Annotated in this window: 12 protein-coding genes; 11 read left to right on the top strand and 1 reads right to left on the bottom strand. The window is 68.1% G+C overall.

All coding sequences use genetic code 11. The features are described from left to right. The first annotated feature begins 174 nt into the window (after positions 1-174). The 5 genes from QRN67_RS19970 to QRN67_RS19950 all read left to right on the top strand — a co-directional run bounded on the left by QRN67_RS19970 (position 175) and on the right by QRN67_RS19950 (position 7,198). A complete protein-coding gene (locus QRN67_RS19970) occupies positions 175-378 on the top strand; it encodes a hypothetical protein (protein WP_081271440.1) in 204 nt (67 codons plus the stop codon). A 5-nt stretch (positions 379-383) separates the two neighbouring features. Beyond that, positions 384-2,390, top strand: coding sequence for a glucans biosynthesis glucosyltransferase MdoH (mdoH, locus tag QRN67_RS19965; protein WP_285413238.1), 2,007 nt, complete (start codon positions 384-386; stop codon positions 2,388-2,390). 100 nt (positions 2,391-2,490) lie between these two features. Continuing rightward, positions 2,491-4,884: a glucose/quinate/shikimate family membrane-bound PQQ-dependent dehydrogenase gene (locus QRN67_RS19960; RefSeq protein ID WP_285413237.1), complete on the top strand. Its 2,394-nt coding sequence runs from the start codon at positions 2,491-2,493 to the stop codon at positions 4,882-4,884. Positions 4,885-5,165: 281 nt separating this feature from the next. After that, positions 5,166-6,062, top strand: a complete 897-nt coding sequence (locus QRN67_RS19955; RefSeq protein WP_285413236.1) for an RNA ligase family protein — start codon at positions 5,166-5,168, stop codon at positions 6,060-6,062. Beyond that, positions 6,059-7,198 carry an AAA family ATPase gene (locus tag QRN67_RS19950; protein WP_285413235.1) on the top strand — a complete coding sequence of 380 codons (1,140 nt, stop codon included), beginning with the start codon at positions 6,059-6,061 and terminating at the stop codon, positions 7,196-7,198. The genes QRN67_RS19955 and QRN67_RS19950 overlap by 4 nt, the downstream gene beginning before the upstream one ends. A gap of 81 nt (positions 7,199-7,279) precedes the next feature. On the opposite strand, the gene ffh is transcribed toward QRN67_RS19950, so the two are convergent. Next, a complete protein-coding gene (gene ffh / locus QRN67_RS19945; protein WP_081270256.1) occupies positions 7,280-8,668 on the bottom strand; it encodes a signal recognition particle protein in 1,389 nt (462 codons plus the stop codon). Positions 8,669-8,852: 184 nt separating this feature from the next. Here ffh and QRN67_RS19940 point away from each other — a divergent pair, with 184 nt between their 5' ends. The 6 genes from QRN67_RS19940 to QRN67_RS19915 all read left to right on the top strand — a co-directional run bounded on the left by QRN67_RS19940 (position 8,853) and on the right by QRN67_RS19915 (position 17,067). After that, the gene (locus QRN67_RS19940) at positions 8,853-9,668 is read left to right on the top strand and encodes a cytochrome C assembly family protein (RefSeq protein WP_081270255.1); all 816 of its coding nucleotides are present in this window, start codon (positions 8,853-8,855) and stop codon (positions 9,666-9,668) included. Further along, complete coding sequence (locus QRN67_RS19935) at positions 9,665-9,928, top strand: PP0621 family protein (RefSeq protein WP_081270254.1); 264 nt, start codon at positions 9,665-9,667, stop codon at positions 9,926-9,928. The genes QRN67_RS19940 and QRN67_RS19935 overlap by 4 nt, the downstream gene beginning before the upstream one ends. 19 nt (positions 9,929-9,947) lie before the next feature. Beyond that, positions 9,948-11,645 carry a two-component system sensor histidine kinase NtrB gene (locus QRN67_RS19930; RefSeq protein WP_285413234.1) on the top strand — a complete coding sequence of 566 codons (1,698 nt, stop codon included), beginning with the start codon at positions 9,948-9,950 and terminating at the stop codon, positions 11,643-11,645. Between the two features lie 4 nt (positions 11,646-11,649). Further along, positions 11,650-13,200, top strand: coding sequence for a sigma-54-dependent transcriptional regulator (locus tag QRN67_RS19925; protein WP_106935680.1), 1,551 nt, complete (start codon positions 11,650-11,652; stop codon positions 13,198-13,200). Then, a complete protein-coding gene (ampD, locus tag QRN67_RS19920; protein ID WP_285413233.1) occupies positions 13,187-13,801 on the top strand; it encodes a 1,6-anhydro-N-acetylmuramyl-L-alanine amidase AmpD in 615 nt (204 codons plus the stop codon). Before QRN67_RS19925 ends, ampD begins: the two co-directional genes overlap by 14 nt. 350 nt (positions 13,802-14,151) lie before the next feature. Continuing rightward, a complete protein-coding gene (locus QRN67_RS19915; RefSeq protein WP_285413232.1) occupies positions 14,152-17,067 on the top strand; it encodes a ribonucleoside-diphosphate reductase subunit alpha in 2,916 nt (971 codons plus the stop codon). Positions 17,068-17,134: the final 67 nt, after the last annotated feature.

Below are 17,134 nucleotides of genomic sequence, written 5' to 3'. Positions count from 1 at the left end.
ATTTGTATAGCCAAACCGCACGAGCCCGGCAGGCTTGTCGGGATTCGGCGACAAATTCGGGGGTTTTGGGGGCCGCCAGCCCGCCTCCACCGTCAAAACGACATCCAGATCGCCCCAAGTCATTGATCTGAAAGCGTTTTTCCAGCCTGGCACAGGGTTTGCCCCTGTACAGGCATGACAGCACTCACCAGCCCATCTTTCGCACTGCGCCAGCAGCGCGACGGCCTGCGTCAAAAGCAGTTTTCCCCCTCGCGGCCCCGCGCCGCGGGTCATTCGCTGGCCGCGCTCGCAAGCGCAGGCGGCGCCGCTACCGATTGCGTCTTCAAGCGCCTTCCGGCCATTGGCGACACCCCTTCCCTCGACAAGCAACGTTGGTAAATCACATGAAACCAAACGACTTTTCGCATCTGAATGTTCTGGCGGAGACCGACTTCGCACACCGCAGCCCGGTGCGCGAGGAACGCCACCCCAACGCCGTCACCGCGCCTCCCATCAACCGCGGCTCGATGGTGCCCCGCCCCTGGCGCGGTTTCTGGAACAGCCTCGGCACCGCCGCGCTCGTGAAGCTGGGCGCCGGCCGCGACGCCGAAACCCAGGCCGCCACTGAAACCAAGCAACCCTGGCAACGTGCCGCCGCCCGGCGCCGCCTCGCCTTCATGATGCTCACCCTGCTGAGCACCGTGATCGCGTCGTCGCTGTTCGCCAGCGTGCAACCCGACTACGACAACGTCTGGCTCGAATACGGCCAGATCGGCCTGTACGGCCTGCTGTCCGGCTGGGTCGTCACCGGCTTCGTGACCGCCCTCATGGGCTTCTACGTTTCGGTGCGCGGTGACAAGCACGCGCTGTCGGCCAAGCAGGTCGCCAACCATCCGATGAACCCCGAGGCACGCACGGCGATCATCATGCCGATCTGCAACGAGGACGTGGCCACCGTGTTCGCCGGCCTGCGCGCCACCTGCGAATCCGTCGCTGCCACCGGCCACGCCAGGCAGTTCGACGTGTTCGTGCTGTCCGACAGCTACAACCCCGAGACCGCCGCCGCCGAACGCGCCGCCTGGGAAGACCTGCGCGCCGCGCTGGCCGAAAGCCCGAACCAGCCGCAGGTCGAGGTGTACTACCGCCTGCGCACCCGCCGCACGCACCGCAAGGCCGGCAACGTGGCCGACTTCTGCCGCCGCTGGGGCAAGGACTACCGCTACATGGTCGTGCTCGACGCCGACTCGGTGATGAGCGGCGACTGCCTGACCTCGATGGTCAAGCTGATGGAAGCCAACCCGACCGCCGGCATCATCCAGACCGCGACGCAGGCCATCGGCCACGTCACGCTGCACGCCCGCGCACAGCAATTCGCTTCCCGCGTGACGGGCCGCCTGTTCACGCTGGGCATGCAGTTCTGGCAACTGGGCGAATCGCACTACTGGGGCCACAACGCCATCATCCGCGTCGAGCCCTTCATGAAGCATTGCGCGCTGGCCCCGATCAAGGGCACCGGCGGCATGTCGGGCGGCATCATGTCGCACGACTTCGTGGAAGCCGCGCTGATGCGCCGTGCCGGCTACAACGTGTGGCTGGTGTCCGACCTGGTCGGCAGCTACGAGCAGCAACCGCCGGACCTGCTGGCCGAGCTGCAACGCGACCGCCGCTGGTGCCAGGGCAACCTGCAGAACGCCCGCCTGATGGCCGAACCCGGCATCCACTCGGTGCACCGCGCAATGTTCGTGACCGGCACCATGGCTTATGTCTCGGCTCCGCTGTGGCTTGCCTTCCTGACGCTGGGCACCGCCCTGTGGCTGAGCGGTTCGAGCATCGTGTCGAGCTGGAACGTGCTGCCCGCCGAACTGGCCGGCCTGTGGGTCTGGACCCTGTGCCTGCTGTTCCTGCCGCGCGTGCTGGGCATCGCCGCCGTGCTGATGCGCGGTGAACAACGCCAGTACGGCGGTGTGTGGGGCCTGGTGAAGAGCTCCGCGCTCGAAAGCTTCCTGGCCATCGTGCAGGCTCCGGTCCGCATGCTCGCGCACTCGCTGTTCGTGGTGGTGGCCCTCACCGGCATCAAGCTCGACTGGAAGTCGCCCCCGCGTGAAGCCGCCGCCGTGCCGTGGAAGATCGCCGCCTCGCAGCTGGCTCCCATGACGCTGGTGATCGCCGCCCTGGCTGTCGGCGTCGCCCTGATCGACCCGAGCGCGCTGATCTGGCTCATGCCGGTCGGCCTGCCGCTGCTGCTGGCGATTCCGCTGACCGTGCTGACCAGCCAGATCGCGCTGGGCACCACGCTGCGCGACCGCGGCTTCCTGCTGATTCCCGAGGAATCGCGCTCGCCGGCCGTGCTGCGCCGCGCCTGGATGCACGCGGTGCGCCTGGCCCGTCCGGCCGCACTGGCGACCGCATGATGCGCTGAAGCGTCCAAGCCTCCCCCCAAGAAGCCGGCCATTGCGCCGGCTTTTTTCATGGCAGACTGGAACGTCAGGCCAGCACAAGGGGTTCGGTTCCATGGAACAAAGACGAAGGCCGCTCGCGGCGTCGATCGGGCTGATCGCGCTCGGTGCGCTCACGATGCTGATGGGCGCCTTCCTCGCGGTCGGCGGCGCCTACCTCGCGGCCCTGGGCGGCAGCTGGTACTTCGTCCTGGCCGGCCTTGCGCTGCTGGTTTCGGGCCTGCTCGTTGCAAGGCACCGGCCGACCGGCGCCTGGCTCTTCGCATTGACACTGGCGGGCACTGCGGTGTGGGCCGTGCGGGATGCGGGTTGGAATTTCTGGCCGCTGGTGTCGCGGCTGGTGGCGTTCGGCGTGCTGGGCGTGCTGGTGGCGCTGGCCTACCCGGCGCTGGTGCGCGTGCCAGGCGCCAGGGTCGTGCGCGGGGCGCGCGTCGTTGCGGCGCTGCTGGCTGTTGCCTTGGTGCTGGTCGGCGGCTATGCCTTCGTGCCGGCCGCGGTGGTCGTCGCGCAAGGCCCCGTGCCTGCGGTCGTGCCGGTCAAGCCCGAAGCCGCGCAGAAGGAATGGCGCCACTGGGGCAACACCACGGCGGGCGACCGCTTCGCGGCGCTCGACCAGATCACCAGGGACAACGTCGACCAGTTGCAGGTCGCATGGACCGCCCACACCGGCGACGTGCCGCAGAGCAACGGCTCGGGCGCGGAAGACCAGAACACGCCGCTGCAGATCGGCACCACGGTGTACGTGTGCACGGCCTACAGCAAGATCGTCGCGCTCGACGCGGACACCGGCGCCGAACTCTGGCGCTACGACCCCAAGGCCACCGCCCCCAACTGGCAGCGCTGCCGCGGGCTCGGCTATCACGACCAGGATGGGCTCGCGGCCGGCGCGACGCCCACGCCCGGCAGCACGCCGGGTGCCTGCCGCCAGCGCCTGCTGCTGCCCACCATCGACGCCCGCCTGATCGCCGTCGATGCCGCCACCGGCAAGCCCTGCGCCGATTTCGGCAGGCAGGGCGTCGTCGATCTCAAGGCCGGCATGGGCGACGTGAAGGACGGCTACTACCAGCAGACATCGACACCGCTGGTCGCTGGCGACCTGGTGGTGGTGGGCGGCCGCGTGGCCGACAACTTCTCGACCGACGAGCCGCCCGGCGTGGTGCGGGCCTACAACGCCGTCAGCGGCGAACTCGCCTGGGCCTGGGACCCGGGCAACCCGGCGGTCACGCGACTGCCGCCGCCAGGCCAGACCTACACGCGCGGCACGCCCAATGTGTGGTCGGCCATGTCGTACGACCCGAAGCTCGGGCTCATCTACCTGCCCACCGGCAACGCCACGCCCGACTTCTGGGCCGGCGAGCGCACGCCGTTCGACGACAAGTACAGCTCGTCGGTGGTCGCGCTCGACGCGAAGACGGGCAAGGTGCGCTGGAGCTTCCAGACCACCCACCACGACCTCTGGGACTTCGACCTGCCCGCGCAGCCGCTGCTCCACGACATTCCCGACGGCAAGGGCGGCACGCAGCCCGCGCTCGTGCAGGTCACCAAGCAGGGCGAGATCTTCATGCTCGACCGCGAGACCGGAAAGCCCATCGCCGAAGTGCAGGAGCGCCCCGTGCCGCAGGGCAACGTGCCCGGCGAGCGCTATTCGCCGACGCAGCCCTATTCGGTGGGCATGCCCTCGATCGGCAACAAGACATTGGCCGAATCCGACATGTGGGGCGCCACGCCCTTCGACCAGCTGCTGTGCCGCATCGCCTTCAAGGGCATGCGCCACGAAGGCGTCTACACGCCGCCCGGCCTCGACCACGCGCTGCAGTTCCCGGGTTCGCTGGGCGGCATGAACTGGGGCAGCGTGTCGGTCGACCCGACCAGCAGCTACATGTTCGTGAACGACATGCGCCTCGGCCTCGCCAACTACCTGGTGCCGCGCGCGCAGATTCCGGCCGGCGCCAGCGGCATCGAGATGGGCGTGGTGCCGCAGGAAGGCACGCCCTTCGGCGCGATGCGCGAACGCTTCCTGTCGCAGCTGGGCATACCGTGCCAGGCGCCGCCCTTCGGCACGATGTCGGCCATCGACCTGAAGACGCGCAAGCTGGTGTGGCAGGTGCCGGTGGGCACGGTGCGCGACACCGGCCCGCTCGGCATCCGCATGCACCTGCCGATACCGATCGGCATGCCGACGCTGGGCGCGTCGCTGGCCACGCAGTCGGGCCTGCTGTTCTTCGCGGGAACGCAGGACTTCTACCTTCGCGCATTCGACACCGCGAGCGGCAAGGAAATCTGGAAAGCACGGCTGCCGGTGGGCAGCCAGTCGGGGCCGATGACCTATGTGTCGCCCAAGACCGGCCGGCAGTATGTCGTGGTGGGCGCGGGCGGCGCGCGGCAGTCGCCGGACCGCGGCGACTATGTCATCGCCTACGCGCTGCCGGAAAAGAGCAAGGGCAAGTAAACAACAGGCCGCTTCGCCGGCGGCGCTGTGTGCTTATAGAATCCGCGCCTTCCTTCAACCTCAGCCTTCACTGGAGCGCCAAGTGCCCCGATTCGCCGTCATCACCCTCTGACGCCGACAACACCACTTCATTGCTGGTCATGTCGGGCGCCAAGCTGCGTACCCCGCTGACCAGACACGGCGTCTTCACCGCCGTGGAAGTCGCTCCCGATCCCCCGGTCTCTTCCAGCTTCGCTCCCGCACGTTGTCGGTCCTTCCTGATTCGCATCCGGAGAACCAACGTGTTTACTCTCTCTTCCCTTTCATCGATCCCGCTGCTCAAGTACCCGCGTACTGCGCACCTGGAAGGCTCCCGCCTGCAGGCGGGCGACACCGACGACGGCCAGACGCCGCTGTCCGGACTGCACGGCATGGACGTCGTCATCGAGGAAAAACTCGATGGCGCCAATGCCGCCGTGTCGTTCACCCCGGCGGGCGAACTGCTGCTGCAGTCGCGCGGCCACTACCTCGCGGGCGGCGCCGGCGAGCGCCAGTTCAACCTGTTCAAGCACTGGGCCGCGGCGCATGAAGCCGCATTGCTCGAGCGGCTCGAAGACCGGTACGTGATGTACGGCGAATGGTGCTTTGCCAAGCACAGCTGCTGGTACGACCGGCTGCCGGCGTTCTTCCTGGAGTTCGACCTCTACGACCGGCAGGCGCAGTGCTTTCTGTCGACGCCGGCACGGCATGCGCTGCTCGATGGCAGTCCGGTACTGCCGGTTCCTGTGCTCTACGAAGGCGAGATGCCGCGCCATGCAAAGGCACTGCAAGCGCTCGTGCGGCCTTCGCTGGCGCGCAGCGCGCACTGGAAGACGGCATTCGAGCAGGCCGTGGCGCATGAAGGCCAGCCGCTCGATCTCGTGCGGCAGCAGACCGACCTGTCCGAGCTTGCAGAGGGCCTGTATCTCAAGACGGAATCGGACGGCCGGGTGACGGGCCGCTACAAGTGGGTCCGCCCGGACTTCGTGCAGACCATCCTGGACTCGGGCTCGCACCACAGCCGCAGGCCGGTGCTGCCGAACCGACTGGCGCCGGGCGCCGACCTCTACGCGCCGACGCCGCAAATAACGTGGCAAGACCTGGGCCTGCGCACCTTGCGCGACCCCGCCGAACTCGCAACCGCAAGGAGGACGCGATGACTCACGACGACCTGCGCGCCCTGGTGCCCGCGCCCGGCAACGGCGCCGACTGGGCGCAATGCTGCGAACTGCTGCCGGCCTTGCTGCGCCTCGAAGAGACGCCGCAAGACCCGTACTACCACGCCGAAGGCAACGTCGGCATCCACACGCGCATGGTGCTCGACGCCCTGATGCAGGACGCGCACTACCAGCGCGCCGATGCCGACGGCCGCTTCGTGCTGTTCATGGCCTGCCTGCTGCACGACATCGCCAAGCCCGACACCACGGTGATCGACGAAGCCAGCGGCCGCATCGGCCAGCCGGGCCATTCGCGCCGCGGCTCGGTCGATGTGCGCGTGCTGATGTGGAAGGCCCACGTGCCGTTCGCGTTGCGCGAAGCCGTCTGCCGGATCATCGCCGTGCACCAGCTGCCGTTCCATGCCTTCGCCTCGCGCAAGGGCGTGCGGCCTGAATGGCTGGTGCACAAGCTTTCGTGGGAGCTGAGCCTGTCCGACCTGTGCTGCGTGGCGCGCTGCGACATGCTGGGGCGCCACTATGAAAAGCGTGCCGACAGCATGGCCGACATCGCGCTGTTCGAAGAACTGGCGCAGGAAGAAGGCTGCTGGCAAGGCCCGCGCCAGATGGCCGACGCCCACACGCGCCTGGCCTACTTCCGCGGTGCCGACACCAGCCCCGACTACCCGCTGTTCCAGAACCCGGGCTCCCGGGTGACGGTGATGTGCGGCCTGCCGGCCAGCGGCAAGAACCACTGGGTGGCGCAGCACCGCAAGGGGTTGCCGGTGGTTTCCTTCGACGATGCGCGGACCGAACTGGGCCTCAGGCACTGCGAGAACGACGGCATGGCGGCGCACCATGCGGTCGACCAGGCCAAGGCGTTGCTGCGCAGGCACGAGCGCTTCGTCTGGAACGCCACGCACCTGAGCCAGCAGATGCGCACCAAGACGCTCGATCTGCTGTGGGCCTACCACGCGCAGATCGAGCTGGTGTACCTGGAGGTGCCGCACGCCGAGCTGATGCGCCGCAACCGAGAGCGCGACACGACGCTGTCGAACGCGGGCATCGAGCGCATGCTGCACCGCTGGGAGCTGCCGGCGCCGGTGGAAGCGCACGAGACGGTCTACGAGGTACAGACCTGAAATGCAGACCTGAAAGACAGAGGGCCCGCCGGTGCGAACCGGCGGGCCCTCTTATATATATGTGTGCGTGGAGTGCGCCGCTCAGAACGGCAGCTTCGGCCCGCCGGGACCACCCATCCCGCCCATGCCCTTCATGCCGCCCATGCGCTTCATCATCTTCATGAGGCCGCCGCCCTTCATCTTCTTCATCATTCCCTGCATCTGCTCGAACTCGTTGAGCAGGCGGTTCACTTCCTGGACCTGCACGCCGGCACCGGCGGCGATGCGGCGCTTGCGCGTGGCCTTCAGCAGCTCGGGCTTGCGGCGCTCCAGCGGCGTCATGCTGTTGATGATGCCTTCCTTGCGGCGGATGTCGCGCTCGGCGCGGGTCATGTCGGCTTCGGTGGCCTTGGCGGCCATCTGCGCGGGCAGCTTGTCCATCAGGCTGGAGAGGCCGCCCATCTGCTTCATCTGCTGCAGCTGGCCGAGGAAGTCGTTCAGGTCGAAGCCCGCGCCGCTCTTGACCTTGGCCGCGAGCTTCTGCGCCGCCGCCACGTCGACGCCGGCCGTGACCTGCTCGACCAGCGCGACGATGTCGCCCATGCCCAGGATGCGGCCCGCGTGGCGCTCGGCGTCGAACACTTCCAGGCCGTCGATCTTCTCGCTCACGCCGGCGAACTTGATCGGCACGCCCGTGACCTGGCGCACCGACAGCGCCGCACCGCCGCGCGAATCGCCGTCGGTCTTGGTCAGGATGATGCCGGTGAGCGGCAGCGCCTCCTTGAAGGCCTTGGCGGTGTTGATCGCGTCCTGGCCCTGCATGGCATCGACCACGAACAGGGTTTCGACCGGGTCGAGCGCCGCGTGCAGCTGCTTGATTTCGGCCATCAGCACTTCGTCGATGGCCAGGCGGCCGGCCGTGTCGACCAGCAGCACGTCGAAATAGTGGCGCTTGGCGTGGTCGAGCGCGGCGCGCGCGATGTCCAGCGGCTTCTGGTCGGGCGTGCTCGGGAACCACTCGGCGCCGGCCTGCTTCGTCACGGTCTTGAGCTGCTCGATGGCGGCGGGACGGTACACGTCACCCGACACGGTAAGCACCTTCTTCTTGCGCTTCTCGATCAGGTGCTTGGCCAGCTTGGCGGTGGTGGTGGTCTTGCCGGCGCCCTGCAGGCCGGCCATGAGGATCACCGCCGGCGGCTGGGCCGCGAGGTTGATGTCGGACACGCCCTCGCCCATGGTGGCGGCAAGCTCGCGGTTGACGATGCCGACCAGCGCCTGGCCCGGCTTGAGCGAACCCAGCACTTCCTGGCCGAGCGCCTTTTCCTTCACGCGGGCGACGAAGTCGCGCACCACGGGCAGCGCCACGTCGGCTTCCAGCAGCGCCATGCGCACTTCGCGCAGCATGTCCTGCACGTTGCTTTCGGTGATGCGCGCCTGGCCGCTCATCGTCTTGACGAGGCGGGAGAACTTTTCTGTGAGGGCGGTGGCCATGAAAGAAATACCTTGTTGTCCGCTAGCGCGAACCGATGAAAAGTCGGGGAACCTGAAGCCGGTCGCGGGCGCTGCCCATTCGCGAAACACCGCGGAACCGGCTTCGCCGGGCCGCTGGTGTTGCCCCCGGTAGGGGGGAGGCGCAGCAACGCGAAGCCTGGGGGCGAGCCATTACACTTCACCGATGATTTTAGCGATCCCCTCTCCACTCGGCGTGGCGCTGGGCATCGCCACCGCCGTGGCCTACGGATTCGTCGCCGCCGCCGGGGCCCGGATGAGCCGCCAGGCGACCCAATGGGCCCTCGGCATTGCGTGGCTTTTGCACGCCCTGGCACTGGCTCACGGCCTCATGGGCAGCGAGCCGCGCTTCGGTTTCGCGCCCGCGCTGTCGGTCACGGCGTGGCTGGTGCTCACCGTCTATGCGATCGAAAGCCGCATGTATCCCCAGCTCAAGGTGCGGCGCGCGCTTGCCTGGCTGGGCGCGGCCGCGGTGCTGCTGGCCATACTGTTCGCGGGCACGCCGCTGCACGTCTCGGCCTCGCCCTGGCTTCCGCTGCACCTGGCGCTGGGCATCGCCTCGTACGGCCTGTTCGGCGCCGCGGTGGTGCATGCCTGGCTGATCACCCGCGCCGAAAAGCAGATCCGCCTGGCCACCGCCGAACCCCATCAGGGCGGCGTGCCGCTGCTCACGCTCGAACGCCTCACCTTCCGTTTCGTCACCGCCGGCTTCGTGCTGCTCTCGGCCACGCTGCTGGCCGGCCTGCTGTTCAGCGAGCAGCTCTACGGCACCGCCGGCCGCTTCTGGAAGTGGGACCACAAGACCACCTTCTCGGTGCTCGCCTGGCTCACCTTCGCCGTCCTGCTGATCGGCCGGGTCCGCTTCGGCTGGCGCGGCCGCACCGCGCGCCGCGTGCTTTATGCCGGCTCCGCCCTGCTGCTGCTGGCCTACGTGGGCTCGCGCTTCGTGCTCGAAGTGGTGCTCGCGCGTCCTCCTGTATGAAATACCTCCTTGTCCTCGCGGTGCTCTGGGTCGCGATCTGGCTCTGGCGCAAGAACCGGCGCGAAGAAATGCGCGACGCGATGCGCGAGCGCGCGGCCAAGGCGCAGCAGCGCCCGCCCACCCCGGTCGGACCGCCCCAGGCCATGGTGCGCTGCGCCCATTGCGGCCTGCACCTGCCCGCGACCGACGCCATCGCCGGGCCGGGCGGCGCTGTCTACTGCAGCACCGCTCACCGCGACGCCGCCACCGTGAGCCGCTGACCACGCAGCGCCTTCGCCAATGAGTTCTCCCCTCTGGTCGCGCGGCGAGCCTGTCACCGACTGGGACGTGCTCGAGCTCGGCGGCAGCGAAAGCACCGCCCTCATCCGGCTGTGGCGCGGCTTCATGGCCGCGCGTTGCTTCGTCGCGCTGGTGCTGGTGCTGCTGCAGGGCGTGGCCTTTGCGCTCGGACAGACGATGCAGCCGCTGGCCATCGGGATTTCCGCCGTCTACCTGGTCACTGCCTGGCTGACCATGCGCTACACGCGCCTGCAGCCGCCGATCCGGGGCTTCACCGCGCCGTGGCTGCTCACCGTCGGCGTCGACCTGGCCGCCTTCACCACGCTGCAGGTGATGCAGGGCGGCAACGTCAACTACACGCCGCTGTTCGCGCTGCCGGTGCTCATGAGCGCGGTGCTCGGCACGGTGGTGGTGGGCCTGGGCACCACGTCCACCGTCACGCTGCTGCTGCTGGCCGACGCGGGCTGGCACTGGCTGCAGCAGCCCGTCGACTCATCGGGCCGCTTCGTGCAGGCGGCACTCACCGGCACCGGGCTTTTCGTGGTGGCCCTGCTGGCGCACGAACTGGCACGCCGGCTCGCGCGCGAGGAGGCGGTGGCGCAGCGCAACCGCAGCAGTGCGCAGATGCAGGCGCAGGTCAACGACCTGGTGATCGAGACGCTGAGCGAAGGCGTGCTGGTGATCGACGCCGAAGGGCTGGTGCATGCGGCCAATCCGGCGGCCGACGCGATCCTCGGGCAGGGGCTGGCGAAGCTGACGCTGCCTTTCCCCCTGCACGCACAGCCCGCCTGGCACGCGCTGGCCGCGCTGGCGCGCCAGACCTTCGCGCGCCGGGCGCCCCAGTCGGAAGAAATTCCGGTGGCGCAGGCGCGCGGCGCGGCGCGCGAGGTGCGCGTGCGCACCCGGCTCACACCGGCCGACGACAAGCGGCTCGACAGCCTGTGCGTGATGTTCCTGCAGGACTTGCGTGAACTCGAGGCCCGCATCCGCACCGAGAAGCTGGCGGCGATGGGCCGCATGTCCGCCGCGGTCGCGCATGAAATCCGCAATCCGCTGGCCGCCATCACGCAGGCCAGCGCGCTGCTCAACGAAGACCTGACCGACCCCGCGCACCGCAAGCTCACGAGCATGGTGCAGCACAACGCGCAGCGGCTCGCGCGCATCGTGGACGACGTGCTCGATGTTTCCCGGGCGCGCCAGCAGCGCGTGCTGTCGCTGGGCGAGCAGGTCGTGCTCGACCCCGCGGTGCAGGTGCTGGCCGAGGAATGGATCCGCCAGACGCAACGCAAGGGCGTGCAGGTGTCGCTCGATGCGGCCGGCAGCGACGTGCGTTTCGACGCCGAGCACCTGCGCCGGCTGCTGGTGAACCTGCTCGACAACGCATCGCGCTACGCCGGCAAGCGCGAAGGCTCGATCCAGGTGCTGACCAGCCTTCAGCGCGGCACCTCGGGCCGCCCCGCCCTGATGGTGTGGAGCGACGGCGCGCCGCTGGAGCCCGCGGTGCAGCGGCACCTGTTCGAGCCGTTTTTCTCGTCGGAAAGCCGCTCCAGCGGACTCGGCCTGTTCCTGTGCCGCGAGCTGTGCCGGCGCCACGGCGCCACCATCGGCTACGAGCGGCGCGCGCTGGTCCAGGGCGGCCCGGAGGGCAACGAATTCTTCGTGAGCTTCGCCGCCAGCGAAAACCGGCTGACACAATAGCGCCGTGAGCATTCCCACCCCTTCCACCCAGCGGCCGGCGCAGATCCTGGTCATCGACGACGAACCCGACCTGCGCACGCTTTACGAGCTGACGCTGCTGCGCGAGGGCTATCGCGTCGAGGCCGCGGGCAGCGTGTCCGAGGCATGGCAGCACCTGGAGGCGGGCCGCTTCGACGCGGTCATCACCGACATGCGGCTGCCCGACGGACAGGGCATGGAAATCATCCATCGCATACAGAAGGAGCAGCGCAGCGAGCGCTGCGTGGTGATGACGGCCTACGGCTCGGCCGAGAACGCGGTCGAGGCGCTGAAGGCCGGCGCCTTCGACTACCTCACGAAGCCGGTCGATCTCAAGCAGTTCCGCGCCGTGGTCGCTTCCGCCGTGCAGGCGCGCAATGCCGCGCAGCAGCCGGCCAGGTCGGCGCCTGCCGCGGCGGCGGGCAACAACAACGATGCGCCGGTGGCCATGTCGGACAGCGGCGCCGCCGCGCTCGAGCGCCTCGTCGGCGATTCGGAGCCCATGCGCCTCGTCAAGTCGCGCATCGCGAAGGTGGCGCGCGGCATGGCGCCGGTGCTGGTGCGCGGAGAGTCCGGCACCGGCAAGGAACTGGTGGCGCGCGCGGTGCACGCCTGCAGCCAGCGCAGCGACGGCCCGTTCGTGGCCGTCAACTGCGGCGCGATTCCCGAGAACCTGCTCGAGGCCGAATTCTTCGGCGCCCGCAAGGGCTCCTACACCGGCTCGGCGCAAGACCGCGACGGCTACTTCCAGGCCGCGCGAGGCGGCACGCTGTTCCTCGACGAAATCGGCGACCTGCCGCTGGCCATGCAGTCGAAGCTGCTGCGCGCGATCCAGGAGCGCAGCGTGCGTTCGATCGGCTCCACGCAGGAAGACGCGGTCGACGTGCGCATCGTCAGCGCCACCCACAAGGACCTTCATTCAGAGGTGCAGGCCGGCCGCTTCCGGCAAGACCTGTTCTACCGGCTCAACGTGATCGAGATCGCGGTGCCCGCGCTGCGCGACCGCCGCGAAGACCTGCCCGCGCTGTGCGCCGCGCTGCTCTCGCGCATTGCGCACGAGGCCGGAATGCCGGTGCCGCACCTGTCGGACGACCTGCTGCGCCGGCTCGGCATGCACCCGCTCGACGGCAACGTGCGCGAACTCGAGAACCTGCTGCACCGCGCGGTCGCACTGAACGACGGCGACGAGCTGCACCTCGACCTGATGGGCGGCTTCACCGCCTCCGCCGAAGCCGCCGCGTCCGCGCCGGCGCCGCTGATGCCGGAGATCACGACGCCCGCCATGCTCATGCCGGCTCCCGCGCCGGTCGCGCCGCCCAAGCCCGCGCCGCCGCCGCTGCCGTCCGACCTGCAGGCCTACCTCGACCAGCAGGAGCGCGAGATTCTCGTGCGCGCGCTGCACGACAGCGGCTTCAACCGCACCGCCGCCGCCGCGCGGCTCGGCATGAGCCTGCGCCAGATCCGCTACCGCATCGCGCGCCTGGGCATCACCACGCCCAACGGCGACGATGGCGCGAGCAGCCATGCCGACGACTGAAGGCACCGCAGGCGGCAACGACGACGGTGCGCTCTGGCAGGCCGGCTGGTACCGCTTCGCGAAGGCGCTGCCCTCTCCGAACTTCGGTCCCCGCCCCGCGGGCGCGAATACCGACCTCGTCGTGATCCATTCGATCAGCCTGCCGCCCGGCGAGTACGGCGGCGACGCTGTGCAGCGGCTCTTCACCAACCGGCTCGACTGGGACGCGCACCCCTACTTCCAGTCGATCCGCGGGCTCGAGGTGTCCTCGCATTTCTACGTGCGCCGCAACGGCGAACTCTGGCAGTTCGTGAGCTGCGACGACCGCGCCTGGCATGCCGGCGTGTCGTCGTGGCGCGGCCGCGGCAACTGCAACGACGACTCGGTCGGCATCGAACTCGAAGGCCTCGAGGGCCAATTGTTCGACGAGCCGCAATACGAGACGCTCGCGAGCCTGTGCGCCGCGATCGCGCAGCGCTATCCCATCGCTCACATCGCCGGCCACGAGCACATCGCGCCGGGCCGCAAGCAAGACCCCGGCGCCGGTTTCGACTGGCGCCTGCTGCGCGAGCAATTGGGCTGGAGTCCACAAATGTTTCCTGCACAGGTGGTGCAGCGCTAATTTTTTCAATCGCGCGGCGGCTCGCGATGCGCGGATCGTGCGTCGCGGCAATGCGAAAATGTCTGTCGCTCGATCAAGCAACCATGCGCCTTGCAGGCCCAAATCGGCTCGCAAGCCAAGCCCCATGCGGCTTGCGCGACCATAGCCCAGTATTCACGCGGCATCTCTGCTGTTGTCCTACGCCGAAAGAGCTGCCGGCAAGGCTTGTATCGAGACGAAAACGCTACATCTAGTGGGTTGTACACCCCTCGCACCCTAGATATAGTGTCCAACGTCCGGTCATCAACACCGGCGCGACGCCCGGCCCAGGCGTCGCCATCCAACAAGAATTGCCAACCGAGAGGAAGCGAATGCAAACTGCCCTGACCCCCCAATCGACCCCGCGTGCCGTTCCCTCGACGTCACCGCAGCAGCAGCGAGACACTGCCGGCTCCCCCAACGTCCAGAACCTGGCCCACTACCAGATCATCCGCCGCAACGGCGCCGTGGTGCCCTTCGAGCCGAACAAGATCGCCATCGCGATGATGAAGGCCTTCCTCGCCGTGCACGGCACGCAGGGCGCGGCTTCGGCCAGCGTTCGCGAGACGGTCGACGTGCTCACGCAAGGCGTGATCCGCGCGCTGGTGCGCTCGCGTCCGGGCGGCGGCACCTTCCACATCGAAGACGTGCAGGACCAGGTCGAACTCGGCCTGATGCGCGGCGGCCATCATGAAATCGCGCGCGCCTACGTGCTGTACCGCGAGCGCCGCACGCAGGAGCGTTCGAAGCAGGGCGAACAACAAGCGCTGGCCACGCCCGCGCTGCACGTGCTGGACAACGGCGAGCTGGTCGCGCTCGACATCAACGAGCTCAAGGGCCTGATCGAATCCGCCTGCGAGAACCTGGGCGAGAGCATCACCGCCGCGCCGATCGTCGCCGAGACGATGCGCAACCTGTACGACGGCGTGCCGCTCGACGAGGTCTACAAGGCCTCGATCCTGGCCGCCCGCACGCTGATCGAGAAGGACCCCGACTACACCTTCGCCACCGCGCGCCTGCTGCTGCATACGATCTTCAAGGAAATCATCGGCCGCGAAGTGATGCCCGCCGAGCGCGCCACCGCCTATGCCGACTACTTCCCGCAGTTCATCAAGAAGGGCGTGGACAACGACCTGCTCGACGAAAAGCTGCTGCAGTACGACCTGCCCCGCCTGGGCGCCGCCCTGAAGGCCGAACGCGACAACCAGTTCGACTACCTCGGCCTGCAGACCCTGTACGACCGCTACTTCCTGCACGTGCGCAAGACCCGCATCGAGCTGCCGCAGGCCTTCTTCATGCGCGTGGCCATGGGCCTGTCGCTGAACGAAATCGACCGTGAAGCCCGCGCCATCGAGTTCTATGAAGTGCTGTCGTCGTTCGACTTCATGTCGAGCACGCCCACACTGTTCAACGCCGGCACGCTGCGCTCGCAGCTGTCGAGCTGCTACCTGACCACCGTGCCCGACGACCTGGACGGCATCTACGAGTCGATCAAGGAAAACGCGCTGCTGTCGAAGTTCGCCGGCGGCCTGGGCAACGACTGGACCCGCGTTCGCGCACTCGGCAGCCACATCAAGGGCACCAACGGCGAATCGCAGGGCGTGGTGCCGTTCCTGAAGGTGGTGAACGACACGGCCGTGGCCGTGAACCAGGGCGGCAAGCGCAAGGGCGCCGTCTGCACCTACCTGGAAACCTGGCACCTCGACATCGAGGAGTTCCTGGAGCTGCGCAAGAACACCGGCGACGACCGCCGCCGCACGCACGACATGAACACCGCCAACTGGATCCCCGACCTGTTCATGCGCCGCGTGATGGAAAAGGGCACCTGGACGCTGTTCTCGCCCTCCAACGTGCCCGACCTGCACGACCTGTTCGGCGCCGAATTCGAGAAGGCCTACGTCGCCTACGAAGAGAAGGCTGCCCGCGGCGACATCAAGCCCGCGCGCACCATCCAGGCGACCGACCTGTGGCGCAAGATGCTCACGATGCTGTTCGAGACCGGCCACCCCTGGATCACGTTCAAGGACGCCTGCAACGTGCGCTCGCCGCAGCAGCACGCCGGCGTGGTGCACTCGTCGAACCTGTGCACCGAGATCACGCTGAACACCAGCGACACCGAAACCGCCGTGTGCAACCTCGGCTCGGTGAACCTGCTGCAACATCTGAAGGACGGCAAGGTCGACCAGGAAAAGCTCAAGAAGACGATCTCCACGGCGATGCGCATGCTCGACAACGTGATCGACATCAACTACTACGCCGTGAAGAAGGCGCGCGACTCGAACCTGCGCCACCGTCCGGTCGGCCTGGGCCTGATGGGCTTCCAGGACGCGCTGTACGAACTGCGCATTCCCTACGCCTCGCAAGAAGCCGTGCAGTTCGCCGACGAGTCGATGGAAGCCATCTGCTACCACGCCTACTGGGCATCGACCGAGCTGGCCCGCGAACGCGGCAAGTACTCGAGCTACAAGGGCTCGCTGTGGGACAAGGGCATCCTGCCGATCGACTCGCTCGACCTGCTGGAAAAGGCACGCGGCGGCTACGTCGAGGTCGACCGCTCGGCCACCCTCGACTGGGACGCGCTGCGCCAGAAGATCAAGGCCGACGGCATGCGCAATTCGAACTGCGTGGCCATCGCTCCGACCGCGACCATCTCGAACATCATCGGCGTGGACGCATCGATCGAACCCTGCTTCGGCAACCTGTCGGTCAAGTCGAACCTGTCGGGTGAATTCACCGTGATCAACCACTACCTGGTGCGCGACCTGAAGCGCCTGGGCCTGTGGGACGACGTGATGGTCATGGACCTGAAGCACTTCGACGGCTCGCTGCGTCCGATCGACCGCGTGCCGCAGGACGTGAAGGCGCTCTACGCCACCGCGTTCGAAGTGGAAACCACGTGGCTGGTGGAAGCCGCCGCGCGTCGCCAGAAGTGGATCGACCAGGCGCAGTCGCTGAACATCTACATGGCCGGCGCATCGGGCAAGAAGCTCGACGACACGTACAAGCTCGCATGGCTGCGCGGCCTGAAGACGACCTACTACCTGCGCACGCAGAGCGCGACGCACGCCGAGAAGTCGACGGTGCAGTCGGGCCGGCTCAACGCGGTGTCGTCGGGCAGCGATGCACCTTCGGGCATGAGCGCGCTCGAAGCCGCTGCAGCAGCGGCAAAGGCGCAGATGAACGCGATTCCCGCCACCGACATCGCGTTCTGCGGCGTGGACGATCCGACCTGCGAAGCCTGCCAGTGATGAGTGAATCGAAGCGCCGATCGGCGCTTCGTTGAATCAGCGAGGCGCATGCGAAAGTCGTGCGACG

It is taken from the genome of Variovorax sp. efr-133-TYG-130 (assembly GCF_030208835.1).
In the GTDB taxonomy this organism is placed as follows: Bacteria; Pseudomonadota; Gammaproteobacteria; order Burkholderiales; family Burkholderiaceae_C; genus Variovorax.
The sequence above is the reverse complement of the archived record's forward strand: the minus strand, read 5'-3'. Positions and strand labels throughout refer to the sequence as shown.